Raw genomic sequence first — 18,862 nt, 5'->3', positions numbered from 1 at the left:
CAGTGTAATGCCGTGTAATAGCTAAATTTAAGTAAACGATTTAGACTGAAGATGTTTGCTAGGATTTATCACCCTAATATCAAACAATTGGTTTAGGCATTGGAATTTCGCGTCAAACTAGAAAAACTGTAATTCCAAATTAGACCAAGCCGGTACGTAAGTACTGGTGAATTCTTCCCTCAACGAGACCCACCTCGTGGGTCTTTATCATTGAGTAGAAGGAAATAAAATTGTATGCTTCACGGCACTTATACATTGATATAGATGAAATTTACGCCTTGCTGAATTGTGATATCTATTTTGTATAAGCATGTAATTTTCATCAAAGTTATACGGAACTAACTATGGCTTATTTAATCGACGAACAGAAACTCGAACGAGTCTATCTTAAAAGCTATCATACGGTAGGCCGCTATAAATATAGTGTAGACACCTTGATAGACAAGCCGGGAGTGTCGCGACATCACGCCATTATCGAACTCAATGAAAACAAATGGTTTATCAGAGATGTGAGTACAAACGGCATCTGGATAAACGATAAAAAGCTCGACAAGAACCTGCCGTATCAGCTATTCGAAAATGATAAGATTGATTTTGCAGCACCTGGTCAAAACTCGTTTGTAGCGGCGAACTTGCAAACCGAGTGTCAATATTTAGTTTCTCAGTCAAACAACCAAAAAGTAGTAGAAGTAACGAATCAACTTCTACTTCCTAGTGAAGATGACCCTAAACACATCATTTACTATGATAAATTGCTCAACTATTGGTTTTTAGAAGATCTCAATACCTCAGATCGACAAGCCTTAATAGATGGCAGTATTTTATCGCTGATGAACGACCAATGGATGTTTTTTTCTGCCACGACCATCGCGGTAACTAAACACCTTGAATGCCAAAAAGCAGCCAAGCCAATGGCACTAGAGTTCAATGTAAGTCAAGACGAGGAAGATACTCAACTAACACTAAGTGTTGATGATAAACACCTAGATTTAGGCGTCAGAAGTCATCATTACTTACTGTTGCTGCTTGCCAGAACTCGGATCCAAGATAAAGATGCAGGCCTTGAATCGGATGTTCAAGGTTGGGTTTACCGCGATGACTTAGCAAAAGCACTCGGCGTACAAACAAACCACATGAACATTATGGTTCACCGCGCACGCAAGCAATTTGTCGATTCCGGTGGCGAAGATTACCCAGAAGCAACCTTTTTATTAGAAACTCGCTGTGGTCGAGTAAGATTGAATTGCCAAGATATCACGATAATAAAAGGCTCTAAATTAGAAACTCGCATGACAACTTAAGCGGTATTGTTAGCTGGGCAGAAATAGCATTTCGGCCCAGCTATTTACCTACGCTTTATACTCTCCAGCATTATTCACTATTTTGTTTTCGAGATCTTTACATAGCCCCAATACGAATAAAATCTCCACAAGTACAAACAGTGGTCCAATTGCTAAACCAATCAAATCATCGACAAACGCAGGCTTTTTTCCCTCAAAATAATGCCCTATAAACTGTAACACCCAACCTACAAAGAAAACACCAGCCCAAAACAATACCGTCATTATTCCTGCATTAACGATGAGCGGATTCAACGTTTGAACAAGGAAATAAAAAGCCAGTATGATGGCGCTCATCATGAGCCCAAAAATGGGGGATAACATCAGGTAATAGCCACATAAAACTCCCCCTATCAGCGCGGCAAGGGTGATGGTCACTCCTGATACACTGAATAGCGGGATAAAAGTCATACCCACAACAGCAATCACAATTAACGGGATCCCAAAAAAGTGAGTCAGAATGTTTCTTTTGCTGCGATGGTACAACGCATATTGGCTTAATAACGTCTCTAGTTTGTTCATTATTGTTCTCTCATTGATACCAATTATCCTACTGATAATTAGTCAACAAAGAAAATTTATCAATAAAAAATTCTATTAGCGTATTAGGGCCTATATAAATAACCAAATAAACAGCATACCGAATACAATAGTCTGCATTATGAACACCATCAACAGCTTAAAATTAAAGCTAGGTTTGATGGTTTTATGCCTGAGCATATACATTGCCACTGGTGTGATAATATTGAGCCCAAGTAACCCACACAGTAGTAAATTACGCTCAGGAATGCGTGATTGAGCAAGCGTTGAAGCGCGCTTATCCCACCAAAAAAGTGCAAATATAAATACATTGATAACCAACAACACCACTGCAGAAATAATCGCTTGCCAAGGTAGTTTAGATACGCAAAGCGCCCCTAACCACACGCCTGCTCCCCAAAACAGGCCCATCTGCTGATGCATTAAACGAACCGCTGACATGCTACTTTTCCTGTCTTATTGTATTGATTTGAATGAAAATTTTAGCGGTAGCATAAGCATCATCCATCGCTCGGTGATGATTAATCAAAGATACATTCATCGCCTGGCAAAACGCCCCGAGCGCATAAGAGCGCAGGCCCGGCACAAACTTTCGGCCTAACTGCACAGTACATAACTTCGCACGAGAAAACTCTCGGCCGACTCGAGCAAACTCCTGTCGAATAAAGCCATAATCAAAGTTCACATTGTGCGCGACAAAAATAGCACCTTGGCTAAACAGCTCAACTTGCTCCAAAATTTCAAAAAAAACTGGAGCATCACTCACCATTGCCTGAGTGATCCCTGTCAGTTCAGTGATTTTTTGTGGGATACGACGCATCGGATTAACAAGTGATTGCCATTTAGCAACGACCTCGCCGTTAACGACTTTTACCATGGCTACCTCGGTAATGCGATCAAACTCCTTGTTGCCACCGGTGGTTTCAATATCGACAACGACATAAGGTTGCTCTTTGCAAATATGCCATTCAACGGTTTGCAGTCGCGTGGGAATATTGCATTGCAAAAGTTTAGAAATGTTAACTAGCTGACTTCGGCTAAGACTATCTCCAGGTGCCTTGATTTCTTCAAACCTTAAACCCGCTTTTTTGTCGACTATCATCAGATCGGGAAAACCAGATTTCATCAGATGAAAATCACTACACATTAGCCTTAAAACAGGTTTGACATCCTCAATTGACAAGTTAGACAATAATATTTTTATTGAGTCGAGCATCTTATCGTGCCAAATAAACAACCGATTAGGTTCTCCGTAATGTTCGCTCATCTGGCGTAAAAGCCAGTTCATCCAAGCAGAAGTATCTGTAAAACTCGCTAAGCGACATTCAATTTCCTCCTCAAATTCGCTGTAAAAGCGATTTTCTTTTAACGCCAGCGGAGTTCTAGAAAACCCATTAGCAACGATACTTTTTGGGTGATAAAACAGTTCTTGCCAAAAGCTCAATCCAAATAAGGCCAGCCAAATTTCATTTTCAACATGATAGGCCTCAATGTCATGACGTTTATAATAAGCAATGACGCCAGCCTCTGTTTGTCCCTTAAAAGCCTCATCAATTTGGATCGCAGGTTGACTTTTTCTTAGCATATCCGTAAGTACAGAAGTGCGTTTTTGGTTAAATTTACGCTGATAAAAGTCTTCCGCGAAGATCATCAATGTTTCATCGCTTTCCCCCTGCAATATGCGCTCTAATTGCTCTCTCACCAGCTCAATCTCACCTTGTTTATAATTATGTCGTATCAACATCTCACAAGCTTGAGGGTGCTCACTCATACCCAGTAAGGTTTTAAAATGGGAAAATTCAGGACCTAACTTTCTGGCAAGCGTTAACAGGTACTTTGCATGTGCAGTCACTGCATATTGCCCATCAACCTTAGGCAATTGTTGCGCTGCGGCCTGTCTAGCACGCCACACTAATTCATCTTCAGAGGCATTTTTGAGCTCACTGAGTGCATTTGCATAATAAAACGCGCTCACGGCTTCTGCTTTTTGTTCAAAATGTGCATGGTAAGCAGCGTCAGTGCTCCGGGTGTTCATTACACCAAGATCTCGCATCGAAAATTGCGCTAAGCTAAAGCCTACCTTGCCAAAGTACAAAAATAGAAAGTAGTCGATATCGGCTTGAAATGAGAGCGTGAGATACTGGGATAGGTATTCTTGTGCATTTAGATGTTCAACGCAGACAGATTGATTGATATGCGCTACCCAGAGCGATTTTTTTGCCGATTTACTTGGCAGTTTAGTTAAGCTCTCTCGCTCGGCAAGTTCCATTAAACATGGTTTAGTTAAGCAATGTAGCAGTGCTTGAAAGTCGTCTTGCTGTACTTGACGAAGCAATCCCTTAGCTTTTAATGAAAACGCGACTTCACAAATATTATTGATCTCTTCGTAGCGCAGTGAATTGATATCCAGAAAAGGAGTTTTGCGGGAAATAAACCGCACTAACAAACACAATTCATCTTCAGGCAAGCGGTGTAGCCCAGCCAGCAGCTCACGCTGAGCACTACTTAATAGCGGTTGACATACTTTAAGTAAATAATCGCTAAGCTCACTAAAGTGGCTTAAGTAATATTTGGCGGGTAACTCTTTTCTCAACACAAATTCAGATAACTGTTTTTATATACAGTAAAGATTATCATAGATAGGAAATATTGCCTATTTGCTTCAGTTACCCCCTTAAGTCGTTTCTTCTGTATCGTCTGTGGAAGCGTATTCGCTTTTGTATAGCCAATATTGTAGTTTCTCGCTCAGTGGCTCTTCCGAAATGGGTTTTGTGAGGTAATCGTTCATGCCTGCATTTAGACACTTTTCCCTATCACCAGCCATTGCATTGGCTGTCATGGCTAACACTTTCACGCCCTGATAACTTTTACCTGCAGCTCCGTCTCGGATTAACTCGGTAGTCCGATAGCCATCCATTTCTGGCATCTGACAATCCATTAAAATTAGCTCAAATTGACATTCATCTTGATGTGACTTGAGCAGCTCAATAGCAAGCAGTCCGTTTTCAGCAACTTCAATATGGGTTATCCCCAATTTTTTGAGCATACTTAATGCGACAACTTGGTTCACCTTGTTATCCTCAACCAGTAGAATACGACAAGGTTTTGGCCACGTAAATTCGGCTTCGTTCGCCTTTCTTACTAGCTTCAGATAGTGACTCGTAACTAGTGGTTTCGCATTCGCCAGCGCTTTGCCATCTTCAGCTAAAATGGTTAACGCATCAAAAAGGTCTTTGGTTGTCACGGGCTTTGGAAAATAGCCTGAATAGCCACGATCCGCGTAAAACTGGCCATCCCCCTTAGTACCCATTTGCGTCATCATGATAAGTTTTATGACTTTGAATCGCTTATCATTCTTTAGTGCAGCACCAAGCTGCTCACCCGACATGCCTCTAAGCGTCATATCCAGTAAGGCAATATCAAACACATTTTTATCACGTTGGTATTCAGCTTCACACAGCGATAGTGCTTGTATTCCAGAACTGGCTTTATACACATCCGCCCCCCAGTGCCTCAATTGAGACTCCAAACTCGTTAAGGCTGAGAGGTTATCGTCAACTAGGAGTATTTTTATCCCTTGTAAATCAATTTTTGCAGCTTCGAATTGAGTATTATCACCATGGATTAAAGTCACGAAAAATTCAAATTGGCTACCATGTCCAAACCGACTACTAACGGCGATATCGCCATCCATTAATTCACAGAGTTGTCTGACAATGGCAAGCCCCAGCCCAGTCCCTCCATACCTTCTAGTAGTAGAGGCATCAACTTGAGAGAATTTAGCAAAAAGCCTATCCACTTTGTCCTCTGGTATCCCTATGCCGGTATCTTCAACTGAGCAATGAAATCTCAGTTTATTATCCTCTTCACTAAACCAAGCTCGGATGATGATCTCGCCTTGCTCGGTAAACTTGATTGCATTACTGATTAGGTTGGTAATTATTTGTCGAATGCGGCTCGGATCCCCCTGCACCAATGGCTTTTCAAGTTGGGTAACATCTAGAATAAGTTCAAGTCCCTTTTTCTGCGCTTGCAACGCAACGGATTCAACCAATTCGCCAAGCAATGCCCTAACATCGAAATCTAGTGACTCAAGCTCAAGCTTACCCGCCTCAATTTTAGAAAAGTCTAAAATATCGTTGATGAGATTTAATAACGACTTGGCGCTGCCCATTGCTAGACTCACTTTATGTAATTGAGTTTGAGTAAGGTGCTCATCTTCTAGCAGACTTAACATGCCTATTACGCCATTCATTGGCGTGCGGATCTCATGGCTCATTGACGCTAAAAACTCGCTTTTAGCTTGCGCACCCTGCTCCGCCGCTTGCTTCGCTTGTTCTAGCTCTTTTTTCGCCTCAACAGCAGCGGTAATATCTTGCTGGATACCGACGAATGCCGTTAATTGATTTTGTTCGTTGAACACCGGAGAGATCTGCAAACTATTCCAAAATGCCTTTCCAGACTTGGTGTAATTGATCAATTCAACTTTGACGAATTCGTGAGCTATTATTGCTTCCCTGATTTCATCTAACGCTTGCTGTTGGGTATGTTCACCTTGCAAAAAGCGACAGTTTTTACCCAGCACTTCATCACCATATTCGGTGATTTGTTGAAATGTTTTATTCGCAAATACGATTGGCAATCCAGGCTTAGTCGCGTCAACAATCGTTATGCCGACGTTTGCGCACTCTATTGCTTGAGCGAGTAAATCATTTTGTTCCTTTGCCTTTTTCAGTGCTTCTTGATGAAGCTTTTGATCGGTAATATCCGACAGTGAGCCAACTATCCGCTTCGCTTGTCCATCTTTAAGTGCCGCCGCACCTTTTAGCCAAAAATAGCGATAGCTGTTTTGCCTCGTTTTTATTCGGCACTCGACACCAAAAGGCTGTTCTTCCGTCATATGAAACTTAATTGAGTTTTCTAAATTGGGGAGATCTTCTGGGTGGACTCGGTCAAATAAACTAGAAATATGCGCAGAGAATAAGGCTTGTGTCTCTTGCGAAAAGCCTAGTAAAGATTTGAATCTGTCTGAATAAAACACCGCATTTCGCTCAAGGTCCCAGTCCCAAAGACCATCATCGCTACCAAATATTGCGAGTTTAAATCGCTCTTCACTGCGCTTGAGTGTTGTCCTTGATTCTTCTAGTTTTTTGAATGGGTTTAACAGAAGTTGCTTTCCAAACAAATAGAGCAAGCCAAATGATAGGAATAGCCCAAAAGCAATAGCACCAATAAGGTCCCACACAAATCTTTTCACTTCGTCAGTGACCAAGCTTTTTCGCAAGCGATAGTCTAACTGGAGTCCGGTAGTCCCGATAGCTAATGACTTAATACTAAAGTAATCTTCTACGCGTTTAACATCAGAGAACTCAAGCCACTGGCCTTTTAACGAGATACTATGAAGTTGGTGATCTAAAGAGGTCGCCAATAATGTTTCAAGACTGGTCGAAAACTCACCAACCAACGCCCCCTCAGCAAAACCATTATAATAAATAGGTACCGCGACAGTAAAAAAGTGCTCATTGGTGACTGCGGTTAAATCGATCACATTACCCACTTCAGCGTTAATCACTTTCTCTAGCCATTTTGGTTCTTGATCTAACACTTCATGGGAGTCAAAGTTTGCATACACCACATCTCCGAGAATATTGATTACCATCAGCTTTTCTTCTTTGCCTATAATTTGAAAGCTGCGCAAAAAATCTCGTAACTTCGCTGCGGAGAGTCCCGTACCCATCGCACCATTCACAATAATAGGGTGTGTAGACAGATCGAATAGTATTTGTTTACGGCTCTCAAGATACTGAGTTAAGTTGTTAACTGCGAGTTGAGCTTGGGTTTCATTCGTTTCTTTCACTAAGTCTTCGACAATGACGTTTGCTCTCAGCCCAACAAAAAGTGCACTGAGCAAAAGTGAAACGATAGCCGTTAGTCCTAAAAAGGTGTAAAAAGCGCGATTACTCGTTAAGGTAAGTTTAGTTTTCAATGCGACCCCGGGTAACTATAAACTAGTTTAATACTGCCATTAGACTGGTATTGCCCCATACACAAGTCTTGCACGGTTAGCGCTTCATGGGCTGAATCATTTTTATCACTCCAGACACTAAAAGGCCGTTGATACGTTTTTACTAGACCGCTGACCGGCGATTGCAAATCCTCAAACGCGCTTTTTAATAAGGCTCTGTTGGTGGCGACTGAATCTGTCAGTTTTATCTGCTCCGCTGCCGCAATAAGAAGCTTAGCAATGTCATAGCCATGGATAAATCCGGGAGCTGCTTGAACAAATCCATGCTTGGCAAACTCGGTCGGGAAAAGCTGTTTTGCACGATTAAATACCCGTGCCGAAAACGCACTTAATGGTTTATTCTCAAAAGAAAAACAGCTTTGTAGGATCGCCAATGAGACATCTGCAGATAGCTTATCCCCAACCACTTTAAAAAAGTTACCCGCAGTTATCCCCCAATGACTAACAATGGGCAGGCGCTGTGCCTCGTCAATACTTGCCATGGCCTTTACAAACTCTGCGCCCTCAATCGCATTACCAACAAAAATGATACATTGCGGCTCACTTTCAATAATATTATGGACCATGATCCGTGCTTCATTCTCTTGTGTTGCCCAGTTAAACCAAGATACAGGCAGCGCGTTGTTAGGCTTGGCCGTTTTATATTCCTCTAGCAATGTGTCGTAATTAGAGCGCCCCCATGCGGTATCCTCAAGGAGTAAATGAGGTGCAACACAACCTTGTTGCTTTGCATAATTGATGAGTACTTTACCCGCTTTGGTGTCATCCACAGAAAGCCTAAAAATCCAATTATCCTTACTCGGGTATCTTGTAATTGGCCCACCAGCGGCCCAAGGAACCAACAGCAGCGCTTCACTCTCATTGATAAATTTACGAAATTTAATATAAGGAGGAGAATGAACACCACCAAGCACGAGTAAGGCATTCGGGTCTTTTAAAAATTGCTTAAAGTGAAGCAAACTACGATTACTATTACCACGATGGTCTTTGGCCACCAATTCAACCTTATAACCTTGGATTTGATTATCTACTTCATCTAATGCGGTTAGAAATCCCATTTTTATCGCTTCGGCTGACTCATTTAAATTAGAATAATCAGCGTCATGATAAATACGAAACACTTGCTTGGAGTTTGCTGAAAGACAAACCGAGCTCAGGAGGCAGAAAAACAGTAATAATATTTTCATCGTATTACTAATCACTCAATACATAACTAAACTTTAGTTCAAATCATTGTGATTGCTCAATTTTATAGCGAATACCTTGCTCGTTATAAATTAGCAAGACAATGCATGGCGCACAAAGAAACCGCACCCAAAGGTAGGCGCGGTGATTGGGATCATTCTGGGCTATTAGCAAGTTGGCTCTGAATGTAGTTTGGTAAACCAATTAGTTTGATTAAATTGATATGCTGTTCAAGCCAATAAATGTGATCCATTTCGGTGTCATCTAACAGGGTTTCGAGCATTTCACGGGTAACATAATCTTGCGCTTGCTCACACACTGCTATCACCTTTTTCAAGTGATCTTTTACCAGAATTTCCGCAGCCAAATCATTTTCTAGCATTTCTTTCACGTCAGTACCGACGTGGATCGGCGCACGAGAAGCGGTATCTGGCGTGCCTTCCAAAAACAAAATGCGCTCCGAGATCCGCTTAGCGTGATCAAGCTCTTCTTCGTATTCGTGAGATAACTTATGGTGTAGCTTCTCCAGTCCCCAATCTTCATACATTTTGGCATGAGCCAAATATTGATCCATAGAAGAAAGCTCAAGCGTAAGTTGTTTGTTGAGTAAGTCGATAACGGTAGAATTGCCTTGCATAACTTACCCCTCAATCTGCGATTGCAGATAGTTTTCAATGCCAGTATTTTTGATTAAGAAGTGTTGTGTTTCGAGCCAATCCACATAGCCCTCTTCATATTCAAGAATATCTTCAAGTAGCTCTCGACTAACATAATCCTGTTCATGTTCACACAGCGCAATTGCATCGCGCAGTGTCGGAAGCTGATCGAGTTGAAACGCTAAGTCGCACGCCATCATCTCTTCTGTATGCTCACCTATTCGCAGCTTTTCTAAATGCTGGAGATTTGGTAACCCTTCAAGGAATAATATGCGCTCGATAAGGTCATCTGCTTGCTTCATGTCCTTGATTGATTTTTTATACGCTTTCTCGTTTAGCTCTTCAAGCCCCCAATTTTTGTACATTCTTGCGTGTAGAAAAAACTGGTTTATCGATGTTAACTCTAGCGTAAGCACTTGATTTAGCGCTGTTATGACTTGCTTATTACCCTGCATAGGGCCCCCTAATAATGTCGAGTGACGCCCTATAACCCTAGTTCAATATTTATTCTTCGCAAGATTAAATAAAAATAACAGTTTTCTTAATATACCCTTTTAAAATAAACAACTTATAAGAGTATTAATAACAATTTTCATTACATTTAGGGTTTCATTTTTTGAACAGCTTGTATTCAATCAAAACTTTGAATAAAAAACTTGCTAAGTTATTGAGATTGATAAAAGCAGCTCCGGTTACTCAACTCATCTGCTTTTTAACATCCAACCCTAAACGCTTTGCCAGTCGAACTAAATTTGCTCTATCCATTTCCAGCTCTCTTGCAGCTGCCGACCAATTAAACCCATGACGTTCCATCGCGTTAACGATCATGTCTTTTTGTAGTAGCTCGACGGCGAATTTCATGGCGACAGGAGGTGCTTTCTCTTGCGTGGTCATGCACTCAGCCTGCTGAATTTGTTGATGGTGTTTTGGCGCGATATCTATGTCATGGATCTCAATGATATTAGCCTGCCACTGTTGATGTTTAGCTTTTAACGCTGCACGACTGACACAATGTTCAAGCTCTCTGACATTACCCGGCCAGTCGTAATGCATTAACCGGCTGAGTGCTTGCCTATCCATCACCACTTGTTTTGCGTTGAGCGTACCTCTTAGCTGCTCTAAAAAGAACCCAACCAGCAGCGGGATGTCATCTAGCCTTTCGATCAGTGGAGGGACAAATAAAGGATACACACTCAAGCGATGATAAAGATCAGCCCTAAATTTTCCGCGCCTCACCTCTTCTTTTAAATCGCGATTAGTCGCAGCAACCACTCTAACATCGACAATATGAATGTGGTCAGCACCTACCGCTTGCACCTCACCGCTTTGCAGCACACGTAATAGTTTGCTCTGTAAAGTCAAACTCAGCTCACCAACTTCATCTAAAAACAGCGTGCCGCCGTCCGCGGCTGCAAATTTGCCTAACCGGTCTTTATCGGCCCCAGTAAACGCCCCTTTTTTGTGACCAAAGAGTTCACTTTCTGCTATCGAGTCAGGTAGCGCCGCACAGTTAATTTGTACAAACGGTTTGTCATTTCGTTGGGAATTAAAGTGTACGTGTTTTGCTACCAACTCTTTACCCGTTCCCGTATCGCCTTGAATAAGAACATTAAATTCAGAACCAGCAACCAGTTCAATTTCTGATTTAAGCGAGTGCATCACCGCACTCTCTCCTACTAAAATTTGCTTTTTAACGGACTTTTGAGATTGGGTAAGTGTAGATGCACGTGCTTGCTCATAGAGGCGCTCAGCCTCAAACATGCGTAATGCACTACTTGAGACAATTGCTTGTAGGGTTTTCATATAAACCTCAGACAAGTGCTCAAAGCTATCCGGTTTAAGACAATCAAACGTCATCAATAAGGTGCTACTTTGGAGCGCGACCTTAAATCCCATGCAGGCATGCACTGGTAAGCGACTTTCTTCGGCGAGCAACAGACCATCGTAAGGGTCGGGTAAGTCGCTATTGGCAGGAAAACTAACTAGTTCGTCAGACTCGAAAATGGACTTCAATCTAGGTTGCTCTGTAAGCAAAAATTGCCGCCCAACAGCGTCCGCACTCAACCCATTGCAAGCTAGGATAGTTAATGCATGCTGATCGCCATAAAGAATGGCGATGGCATCAGCGGTAACAGATTGACTCAATGCTGAAAGCAAGGACTTAGCGTATTGCTTAACCTCGCGGCCTTCTTGCGCCAACGAAAGTCGTGATAACGACATACTAAGCTCAAGCAATTTGGAGAGTGCTAACGAATTCATGTCAAAAAGACTCAATTTATTCAAATAAACACTAATTAAGATAGGTCAATTTGACTCAAATATCAATAATAGAATACTAATACAATGATTTATATAGCATTTTAAAGTTGGCGTGACACCTGCAATGTGCAGTCTATATATCAACATTCGCAGAGTTAACGATGAGCCGTGCATACCAACTTTTAAGATATAGCAACATCGCCATTTTCACTTCTCTCGCAGCGTTTATGCTGTCACTGCAAGTGAGTTTTTTTAGCGTTGAAAGCTTCAGCCTCTTCTCACAAATTGCAGCACATATTAGTACTATCGTATTGGCCGCCTTGATTAAGCTCGCCTACGTCATCCGCCTTGTTTGTCTATACCACCTAGGTTTGGAGGTTAAATAAATGAGTTTAATCCAACTAGAAGAGCCCAGTCCAAAAGCAGTGTGTTGGTATTTACCATCTACTTGGCCCGTGTTGATGCTCGGCTTTAGAGCGCTATTTTTACTCGCGGGGTTATTCGCTGTCGTGAGCATTTCTGTATGGGCTTTATTGCTCAATGGCAATGTTGTTTGGCGTAATGGCTACCCAGCGACCTATTGGCACGCCCACGAGATGCTGTTTGGCTTTGGCGGTGCTGTCGTCGCCGGATTTTTGCTAACCGCAGCAAAAAATTGGACGCAAAGACAGACATTACATGGTGGCGCACTGCTGTCACTCTGTATTATTTGGTGAGCCGCTAGGCTGAGCTTTTTTGTGGCAACTCCATCAATCATCATCACCTTGCTACTACAACTGAGTTTTTGGCTCATTATACTATTCAATTTAACGAGCGTAATTGTTGATGCAAAATCCAAAAACAATCGTGTTTTTATTTTTGCTGTAAGCATGTTGTGTGGCTGCAACATCGTATTTTTAATTTTACTTCACAACCAGCACTTCTCATTGCTAAGCGCTGCAAGCCAAGCAACACTTATTGCTTACATGCTGTTGATTGGTGTGGTGGGTGGCCGCGTTATTCCGTTTTTTATTGCCCGAGGATTGCAGCAAGCACAAAAACCACATACTCCAAGGTTAGACAGGGCGATCTTTTACCTCTCCATCATCTGCGTTTTCACCTATATCCTGCAGTTTACAATACCCAATACTCACTATTTGAGTGCTGCACTTCTGCTCCTTGGGCTACTGCACTCGATAAGAGCAATTTATTGGTTTAACGGTAAATTATTTAACGTACCGCTGCTTTGGTCACTGTACCTGTCATATTGTGCAATCGCAGTGGGTTTAATAATTAACGCATACAACAATACCTTTGCACCAGAGCATTTACGTAGCCACCTTCACTTAGTGGCAATTAATGGCATGGGATTAATGATCTTAGCCATGATGACTCGCGTTACCTTGGGCCACACTGGTCGACTATTACAGGTAGGCACGACAACTACACTGGCATTTATCTGTATCGCGGTATCAGGTCTTATCCGCGCTTTCCTTATTCATTTTATAAACCCGCACAATGCATGGCTATTAAGTGCTGTGACTTGGATTTTTGGTTTTATGCTTTTTTCCATTACCTTCACGCCCATGCTGATACAAAAACGCGTCGATGGGCGAATAGGTTAACTCTACTCTCAAACTGGAGATATTAATGCTTACACACAATACGATTGAGTTGGTAAAACAAAGTGCACCGCTATTGGCTCAGGTTGGTCCCGAGATCACCGCCAAGTTTTATCATCGGATGTTCAATCAACACCCAGAGTTAAAAGGGGTATTCAACCAATCCCATCAAGCTTCGGGAAAACAGCCATTGGCACTATTTTCAGCATTAGCGGCCTATGCCAATTACATTGATCAACCAGAAGTGCTCAGTGACGCCATTTTACGTATCAACCATAAGCACGTTAGCCTTGGGATTTTACCGGAGCAATACGCTATTGTTGGCCGACATTTAATTGCAACGCTCAAAGCCGAGTTCAGCGATCAATTCACAGATGAAATAGAGCAAGCTTGGCTTAGTGCCTACCAGTTTTTAGCCGATTTATTTATCACCGCAGAGCATGGCCTGTACCAAACCGCGCTTGAGCAGCAAGGTGGGTGGCAAGGAACTCGTGAATTTACAATTGAAAAGGTGATAAGCAATACTGAAAATATTAAAAGCTTTTATCTCAAGCCTGTCGACGGTAAAGCCCTACCTCATTACCAAGCTGGACAATTTGTTTCTGTCTTTGTACCAAAAGAAGTGGCAGGGTTTCAGCAGATCCGCCAATACTCTTTGTCTGTTGCCCCCAATGGTTCGTACCTTAGGATCTCTACTAAACACGACGGTGCAGTATCGCAATATCTTCATACACTTAAGGCGGGCGACACCCTCAAGCTCACTCCACCAGCTGGAGACTTTGTCAGACAACACACAGCCAGTCCAAAGGTATACATTAGCGCAGGGGTTGGAATAACCCCTATGCTTTGCATGCTTGGTGTTCATAGCCAACATTCACCTGAAGTCGAAGCACACTTTTTACACGCGAATAAAACTCACAGTGACTTAGGTTTCAACCAAGAAATCAATGATCTTGGTAGCAATATCCGAGATTTTAATGTGGTTACTTGGTTGGAGTCAGAAGCCGACGGTACGCATTCCGGACTGATGGATATCAACGCAATCAAAGATACTTTGCCGCTCACAGATGGAGAGTTCTACCTATGCGGTCCGGTTGCCTTTATGTGCTTTATCAAAACCCAACTGATGAATGCTGGTGTACAAGCCGAGCAAATATTCTATGAGGTATTCGGTCCTCACGAAAACCTTCCAAACTAACGAGTTAAATTTGGCGCCCTAATACTGTTGGTATTAGCCGGCGCCTTATATTTTGCTCTGAATTAAAAAGTCGGTAGACTTGGAGAATGAATACTATTGGTATAAAAGCGTACTTGAAGGACAACAATATGAGCGCAATTTCTAGTATCTTAGTCGTCTGCATGGGTAATATCTGCCGCTCTCCAACTATGGAGGCGGTATTAAAGCATAAACTCGCAGCAACAGAGTTAACAATCCGTATCGATTCCGCTGGCACCATTGGCTATCATCAAGGTAACCCTCCGGATCCACGAAGTGTCGCAGCAGGCAGCGCAAGAGGGTATGACTTTTCAGACATATCAGCGCAGCAAGTAAAACCCAGCGATTTTGAAGATTACGACTTAGTTTTGTGTGCAGACAACGCTAATTACCGCGATCTACTCTCCATTTGTCCTAACGACTTAGCGCATAAAGTTCAGCTGTTTTTAGCGTTTGGTGACATGACTGAGCATGAAGTGCCCGATCCTTATTATGGTGGTGAACGTGGCTTTGAACATGTGCTTGATTTAATCGAAGCCGCCAGTGAAAACATCATTAACAAAATTCGCTTATCGACAAGGTAAAATTAACTCGCTGGATCGGTACCAAACAAAGCGGTAAAAAGACCTTTTTCAGAGGCGCCGCTATTGTTAGATTTAGAATTTCCGTTCGAGAAATTAGCTCAGGACTTACAAACCACAGGCATTAGTATTTTGCCAAATTTCGTCAGTCCCGACATTTTATCCAAGTTAGAATTGAGAATAGCAGAACTCAGCAGTGATGATTTTAAGCAAGCTGGAATTGGTCGTTTAGCCTCTCACGAGCAAAATAAGAAAATTCGCAGAGATAAAATTCACTGGTTAGACACCAGCAATGAGTTGGAATCTGTTTGGCTCAACTACATGGGCGAGCTAAAGTCCTATTTAAACAGACGGCTGTTTATGGGACTCTTTAGTTATGAAAGCCACTTTGCCATTTATCCTCCAGGGGCGTTTTACAAAAAGCATATGGACGCCTTTAAGGGAAAGACCAACCGAATTCTGACCACGGTATTGTACTTAAATCAGTCTTGGGCGTCAGACAATGGCGGCGAACTAGTTGTTTACAATCCCGATAATCACGACGAGATACTCACAACGGTACTGCCAAGTTACGGCACGCTAGTTACCTTTTTAAGTGATGAATTTCCTCATGAAGTACTGGTTGCCAACGAAAAGCGCTATTCAATTGCAGGGTGGTTTAGGGTTAACGCCAGCATTAATCATTCGATTGATCCACCAAAATAATTGATGAGCTCAGTCTTAAGTTTATTATCCTGAGTAAACTCAGGATAATTTGTTCGGTAACCGAATTTCGACGCACAAACCTTTACCTTCGCGATTATAGAGGCTGATCTTACCGTTGTGTGCTTCCACAATTTCTCTGCACAGCGCTAAACCAAGCCCTGTTCCTGACGCTTTGGTAGAGTAAAATGGAATTAAGGCGTTCGCCATCACAGTGTCACTCATGCCTTCGCCTCTATCGAGCACCCAAATATAAGCTTCGTCGCTGCGCTGCTCAGATTGAACACAGATTTCCTCTATCTCTGAGCCAGACTCGGTCGCATTCTTTATCAAATTAATAAGTAACTGTTCTAACTGTGTCGTGTCCGCCTGTAATTGCGTTTGATTAAGCTGATATTGGAATGACCAATGGCTTTGCAGCCGCTCACACAAAACCTGCAAATCCACAGATTCAATGTTTGGCAGAGGAAGTTTAGCGAACTTACCATAGCCCTGAACAAACTCACTAAGGTGCACAATGCGCTCTTCTATCGTCGCAAAGACTCGACTTAGCCTAGGTTCATCCACGCGTTCAGCCAAGATCTGTCCACTGTGCAGCATAGATGAAATAGGCCCTAATGAGTTGTTTAACTCATGGCTAATGATGCGGATCACTTTCTTCCAAACTTGCACTTCTTGGCGGCTCAACTCTCGAGTGAATTGCTTAAAAATATATAATTTGTGAAAGTGGTTGTTGAGTAATAACTCACCGTTGGCGAGATGCCACATTTGCGACTCACCACAGCTGTTTTGTATTGAGAACAAGCCATCAAGTTGGTTGTTTGCAGCGTGCTGAAGTTCATCGGGAACTCCGGATAACAACTTACTAAAACGCTCACCTTCAAGGCGATGCTCACAGTTAAAAAACGTTTTTGCACTATTGTTGGCAAATACCACCACATCTTGTGAGTCGACGAGGACAAGTACCTGAGGTGACGACTCTAGCACTTTATCAAGCATCAGCTCACGCTGATAAATCCATTGTTTTTCATCTCTTAACTGTTTTGCCGTTTCATTGAATAGCTGACACAGTCGACCGAGCTCATTGTTAGCGTTATAGGTAATGGACGTAGAAAATTCGCCATCTTTAAAGTTCATCAAGCCGACTTCTAATGCCTCCCACCCCGCTTTGTTTTCACGCATAAATAGTTTATACAGCACAAGCGCAACACTGACGGAGCCCAGTACTATTACAATGAAACCGCTGTGATCATCGAGTAAAAACCATAAAGGAATAAGGCCAATCATAATACTGATAGCTATGATCAATGCATGTTGCTGCGATGTCGTCATTATTGTCCTTAATATTCAATGCCAAACTTTTGCAAGCGACGATAAAGCGCTTGTCTACTCATGTTAAAGTGTCGCGCCACTTTCGCAATCACACCAAGATGAGTCTTGAGCGCCTGCTCCAATTCTTCTTTACTGGGTTCTCGTATGGTATGTGATACGCTAACTTGTGCTGTATTTGCCTGCACATCAAGACCAAAATCCTTCGCACTGAGCTCGCCATCAGGGTTCAATACAGCCGCCCGTTTACAGGCATTTTCAAGCTCCCGTACGTTACCAGGCCAAGGGTGTTCACATAATGCTTGCTGGGCATCCGAAGTAAGCCCCCTTGCAGGTAAAAAATGCGCGACCAAAGGTAAAATATCATCCACTCGCTTTGACAGCGCGGGTAAGTTTAGCTCGATGACATTTAAGCGATAATATAGATCCTCACGAAATTTCCCCCCTCGAATATCCGCTAGCAGATCCGCGTTCGTTGCTGAGATGACACGAACCGAGACTTTTTTTGTCTCGACTGAACCCAACCTCTCAAACTCGCCACTTTGCAAAACACGTAGCAATTTTGTTTGCCCAGGAAGAGGTAAATTACCAATCTCATCCAAAAATAACGTGCCTTTATCAGCAGCTTCAAAGCGACCAATACGCTGCTTATTCGCGCCGGTATAAGCACCGCTCTCAGCACCAAATAACTCAGCTTCGATTAAGTCACTTGGGAGCGCGCCTGCATTCACTTTTACGAAGGGTTGGTTTTTTAGTGGTGAGTTCGCTTGAATGATCTCTGCGATTTTTTCTTTACCGCTACCATTTGGACCGGTTATTAACACTGACACATCAGATTTAGCGACTTGCAGCGCCATATCTATGACTCGCTGCATCGCCACCGATTTATATACAAACCCGCATAAATCCGCACCTTGATTAAACTGTTGGCGTTCTTGTTCAGCCCGTTCAAAGTTTGCAACTTGCTTATGTGCCTCACCAAGCGCAATGAGGTTTGCAATCGTGGTGAGTAACTTTTGATCGTCCCACGGCTTAGCTAGATAGTCTGCCGCTCCTGCTTTTACCAGTTCAACCGCCGTGGTGAGCTCTGTCCAAGCCGTTAATAAGATAATAGGGAGTTTTGCATTTAATGCTTTCAATTGGTGAAATAGCGCAGCCCCCTCCTCTCCTGATGTGGTGTCTGCACTAAAGTTCATATCTTGGATAACTAGTGCAATCTGCTGAAACGACACCACTTTAATTGCTTCTAACGGTGAGCACGTGGTAACCACTTGATAATCATGCAGCTCAAGTAACAATGACAGTGCATCAAGCACTGCTGGGTTATCATCCACAATTAAGATTTTATCCATATGATTTTATTCTTGTTATTACGTGTTACCTATACTAGCACAACTAATACAAGGCAAGTTACGTAATGCTAATCAG

15 protein-coding genes and 1 pseudogene are annotated in these 18,862 nt (G+C 42.5%); 6 read left to right on the top strand and 10 right to left on the bottom strand.

All coding sequences use genetic code 11. The features are described 5' to 3' along the window. Positions 1 to 344 precede the first annotated feature (344 nt). Positions 345 to 1,301, top strand: a complete 957-nt coding sequence (locus CTT31_RS19160) for an FHA domain-containing protein (RefSeq protein ID WP_260492801.1) — start codon at positions 345 to 347, stop codon at positions 1,299 to 1,301. Positions 1,302 to 1,349: 48 nt separating this feature from the next. On the opposite strand, the gene CTT31_RS19155 is transcribed toward CTT31_RS19160, so the two are convergent. The 8 genes from CTT31_RS19155 to norR form a co-directional block, all read right to left on the bottom strand. Continuing rightward, positions 1,350 to 1,862, bottom strand: coding sequence for an Mpo1 family 2-hydroxy fatty acid dioxygenase (locus CTT31_RS19155; RefSeq protein WP_260492800.1), 513 nt, complete (start codon positions 1,860 to 1,862; stop codon positions 1,350 to 1,352). 90 nt (positions 1,863 to 1,952) lie between these two features. Further along, the gene (locus CTT31_RS19150; protein ID WP_039491603.1) at positions 1,953 to 2,321 is read right to left on the bottom strand and encodes a DUF1294 domain-containing protein; all 369 of its coding nucleotides are present in this window, start codon (positions 2,319 to 2,321) and stop codon (positions 1,953 to 1,955) included. Position 2,322: 1 nt separating this feature from the next. Continuing rightward, positions 2,323 to 4,476, bottom strand: a complete 2,154-nt coding sequence (locus tag CTT31_RS19145; protein ID WP_211857322.1) for an exonuclease domain-containing protein — start codon at positions 4,474 to 4,476, stop codon at positions 2,323 to 2,325. 78 nt (positions 4,477 to 4,554) lie between these two features. After that, a complete protein-coding gene (locus CTT31_RS19140) occupies positions 4,555 to 7,866 on the bottom strand; it encodes a response regulator (protein WP_260492799.1) in 3,312 nt (1,103 codons plus the stop codon). After that, positions 7,863 to 9,092, bottom strand: coding sequence for an ABC transporter substrate-binding protein (locus CTT31_RS19135; RefSeq protein WP_260492798.1), 1,230 nt, complete (start codon positions 9,090 to 9,092; stop codon positions 7,863 to 7,865). Before CTT31_RS19135 ends, CTT31_RS19140 begins: the two co-directional genes overlap by 4 nt. Positions 9,093 to 9,244: 152 nt before the next feature. Continuing rightward, on the bottom strand, positions 9,245 to 9,727 hold the full coding sequence (gene bfr, locus CTT31_RS19130) for a bacterioferritin (protein ID WP_211857325.1): 483 nt from the start codon (positions 9,725 to 9,727) through the stop codon (positions 9,245 to 9,247). A gap of 3 nt (positions 9,728 to 9,730) precedes the next feature. Next, positions 9,731 to 10,201 carry a bacterioferritin gene (gene bfr, locus CTT31_RS19125; RefSeq protein WP_010374801.1) on the bottom strand — a complete coding sequence of 157 codons (471 nt, stop codon included), beginning with the start codon at positions 10,199 to 10,201 and terminating at the stop codon, positions 9,731 to 9,733. A 241-nt stretch (positions 10,202 to 10,442) separates the two neighbouring features. Continuing rightward, positions 10,443 to 12,005: a nitric oxide reductase transcriptional regulator NorR gene (gene norR / locus CTT31_RS19120; protein ID WP_211857326.1), complete on the bottom strand. Its 1,563-nt coding sequence runs from the start codon at positions 12,003 to 12,005 to the stop codon at positions 10,443 to 10,445. Positions 12,006 to 12,166: 161 nt separating this feature from the next. On the opposite strand from norR, the gene CTT31_RS19115 reads away from it, so the two are divergent. The 5 genes and pseudogenes from CTT31_RS19115 to CTT31_RS19095 all read left to right on the top strand — a co-directional run bounded on the left by CTT31_RS19115 (position 12,167) and on the right by CTT31_RS19095 (position 16,108). After that, the gene (locus CTT31_RS19115; protein WP_010374807.1) at positions 12,167 to 12,391 is read left to right on the top strand and encodes a hypothetical protein; all 225 of its coding nucleotides are present in this window, start codon (positions 12,167 to 12,169) and stop codon (positions 12,389 to 12,391) included. Beyond that, positions 12,392 to 13,609, top strand: a pseudogene (locus CTT31_RS19110) (NnrS family protein). A gap of 25 nt (positions 13,610 to 13,634) precedes the next feature. Then, entirely contained in the window at positions 13,635 to 14,804 is a 1,170-nt protein-coding gene (gene hmpA / locus CTT31_RS19105) for an NO-inducible flavohemoprotein (protein WP_211857328.1), read from the top strand. A gap of 128 nt (positions 14,805 to 14,932) precedes the next feature. Next, positions 14,933 to 15,406 (top strand): low molecular weight protein-tyrosine-phosphatase, encoded by a 474-nt coding sequence (locus tag CTT31_RS19100; RefSeq protein ID WP_260492797.1) that lies wholly within the window; start codon positions 14,933 to 14,935, stop codon positions 15,404 to 15,406. Positions 15,407 to 15,469: 63 nt separating this feature from the next. After that, entirely contained in the window at positions 15,470 to 16,108 is a 639-nt protein-coding gene (locus CTT31_RS19095; RefSeq protein WP_260492796.1) for a 2OG-Fe(II) oxygenase, read from the top strand. A gap of 39 nt (positions 16,109 to 16,147) precedes the next feature. Here CTT31_RS19095 and CTT31_RS19090 read toward each other — a convergent pair whose 3' ends face one another. Both CTT31_RS19090 and CTT31_RS19085 read right to left on the bottom strand, forming a co-directional pair. Then, a complete protein-coding gene (locus CTT31_RS19090; RefSeq protein ID WP_211857331.1) occupies positions 16,148 to 17,437 on the bottom strand; it encodes a sensor histidine kinase in 1,290 nt (429 codons plus the stop codon). An 8-nt stretch (positions 17,438 to 17,445) separates the two neighbouring features. After that, a complete protein-coding gene (locus tag CTT31_RS19085) occupies positions 17,446 to 18,786 on the bottom strand; it encodes a sigma-54-dependent transcriptional regulator (protein WP_211857332.1) in 1,341 nt (446 codons plus the stop codon). Positions 18,787 to 18,862 lie beyond the last annotated feature (76 nt).

The sequence above is a fragment of the Pseudoalteromonas maricaloris genome (assembly GCF_024746855.1).
GTDB lineage: Bacteria > Pseudomonadota > Gammaproteobacteria > Enterobacterales > Alteromonadaceae > Pseudoalteromonas > Pseudoalteromonas maricaloris.
The sequence above is the reverse complement of the archived record's forward strand: the minus strand, read 5'-3'. Positions and strand labels throughout refer to the sequence as shown.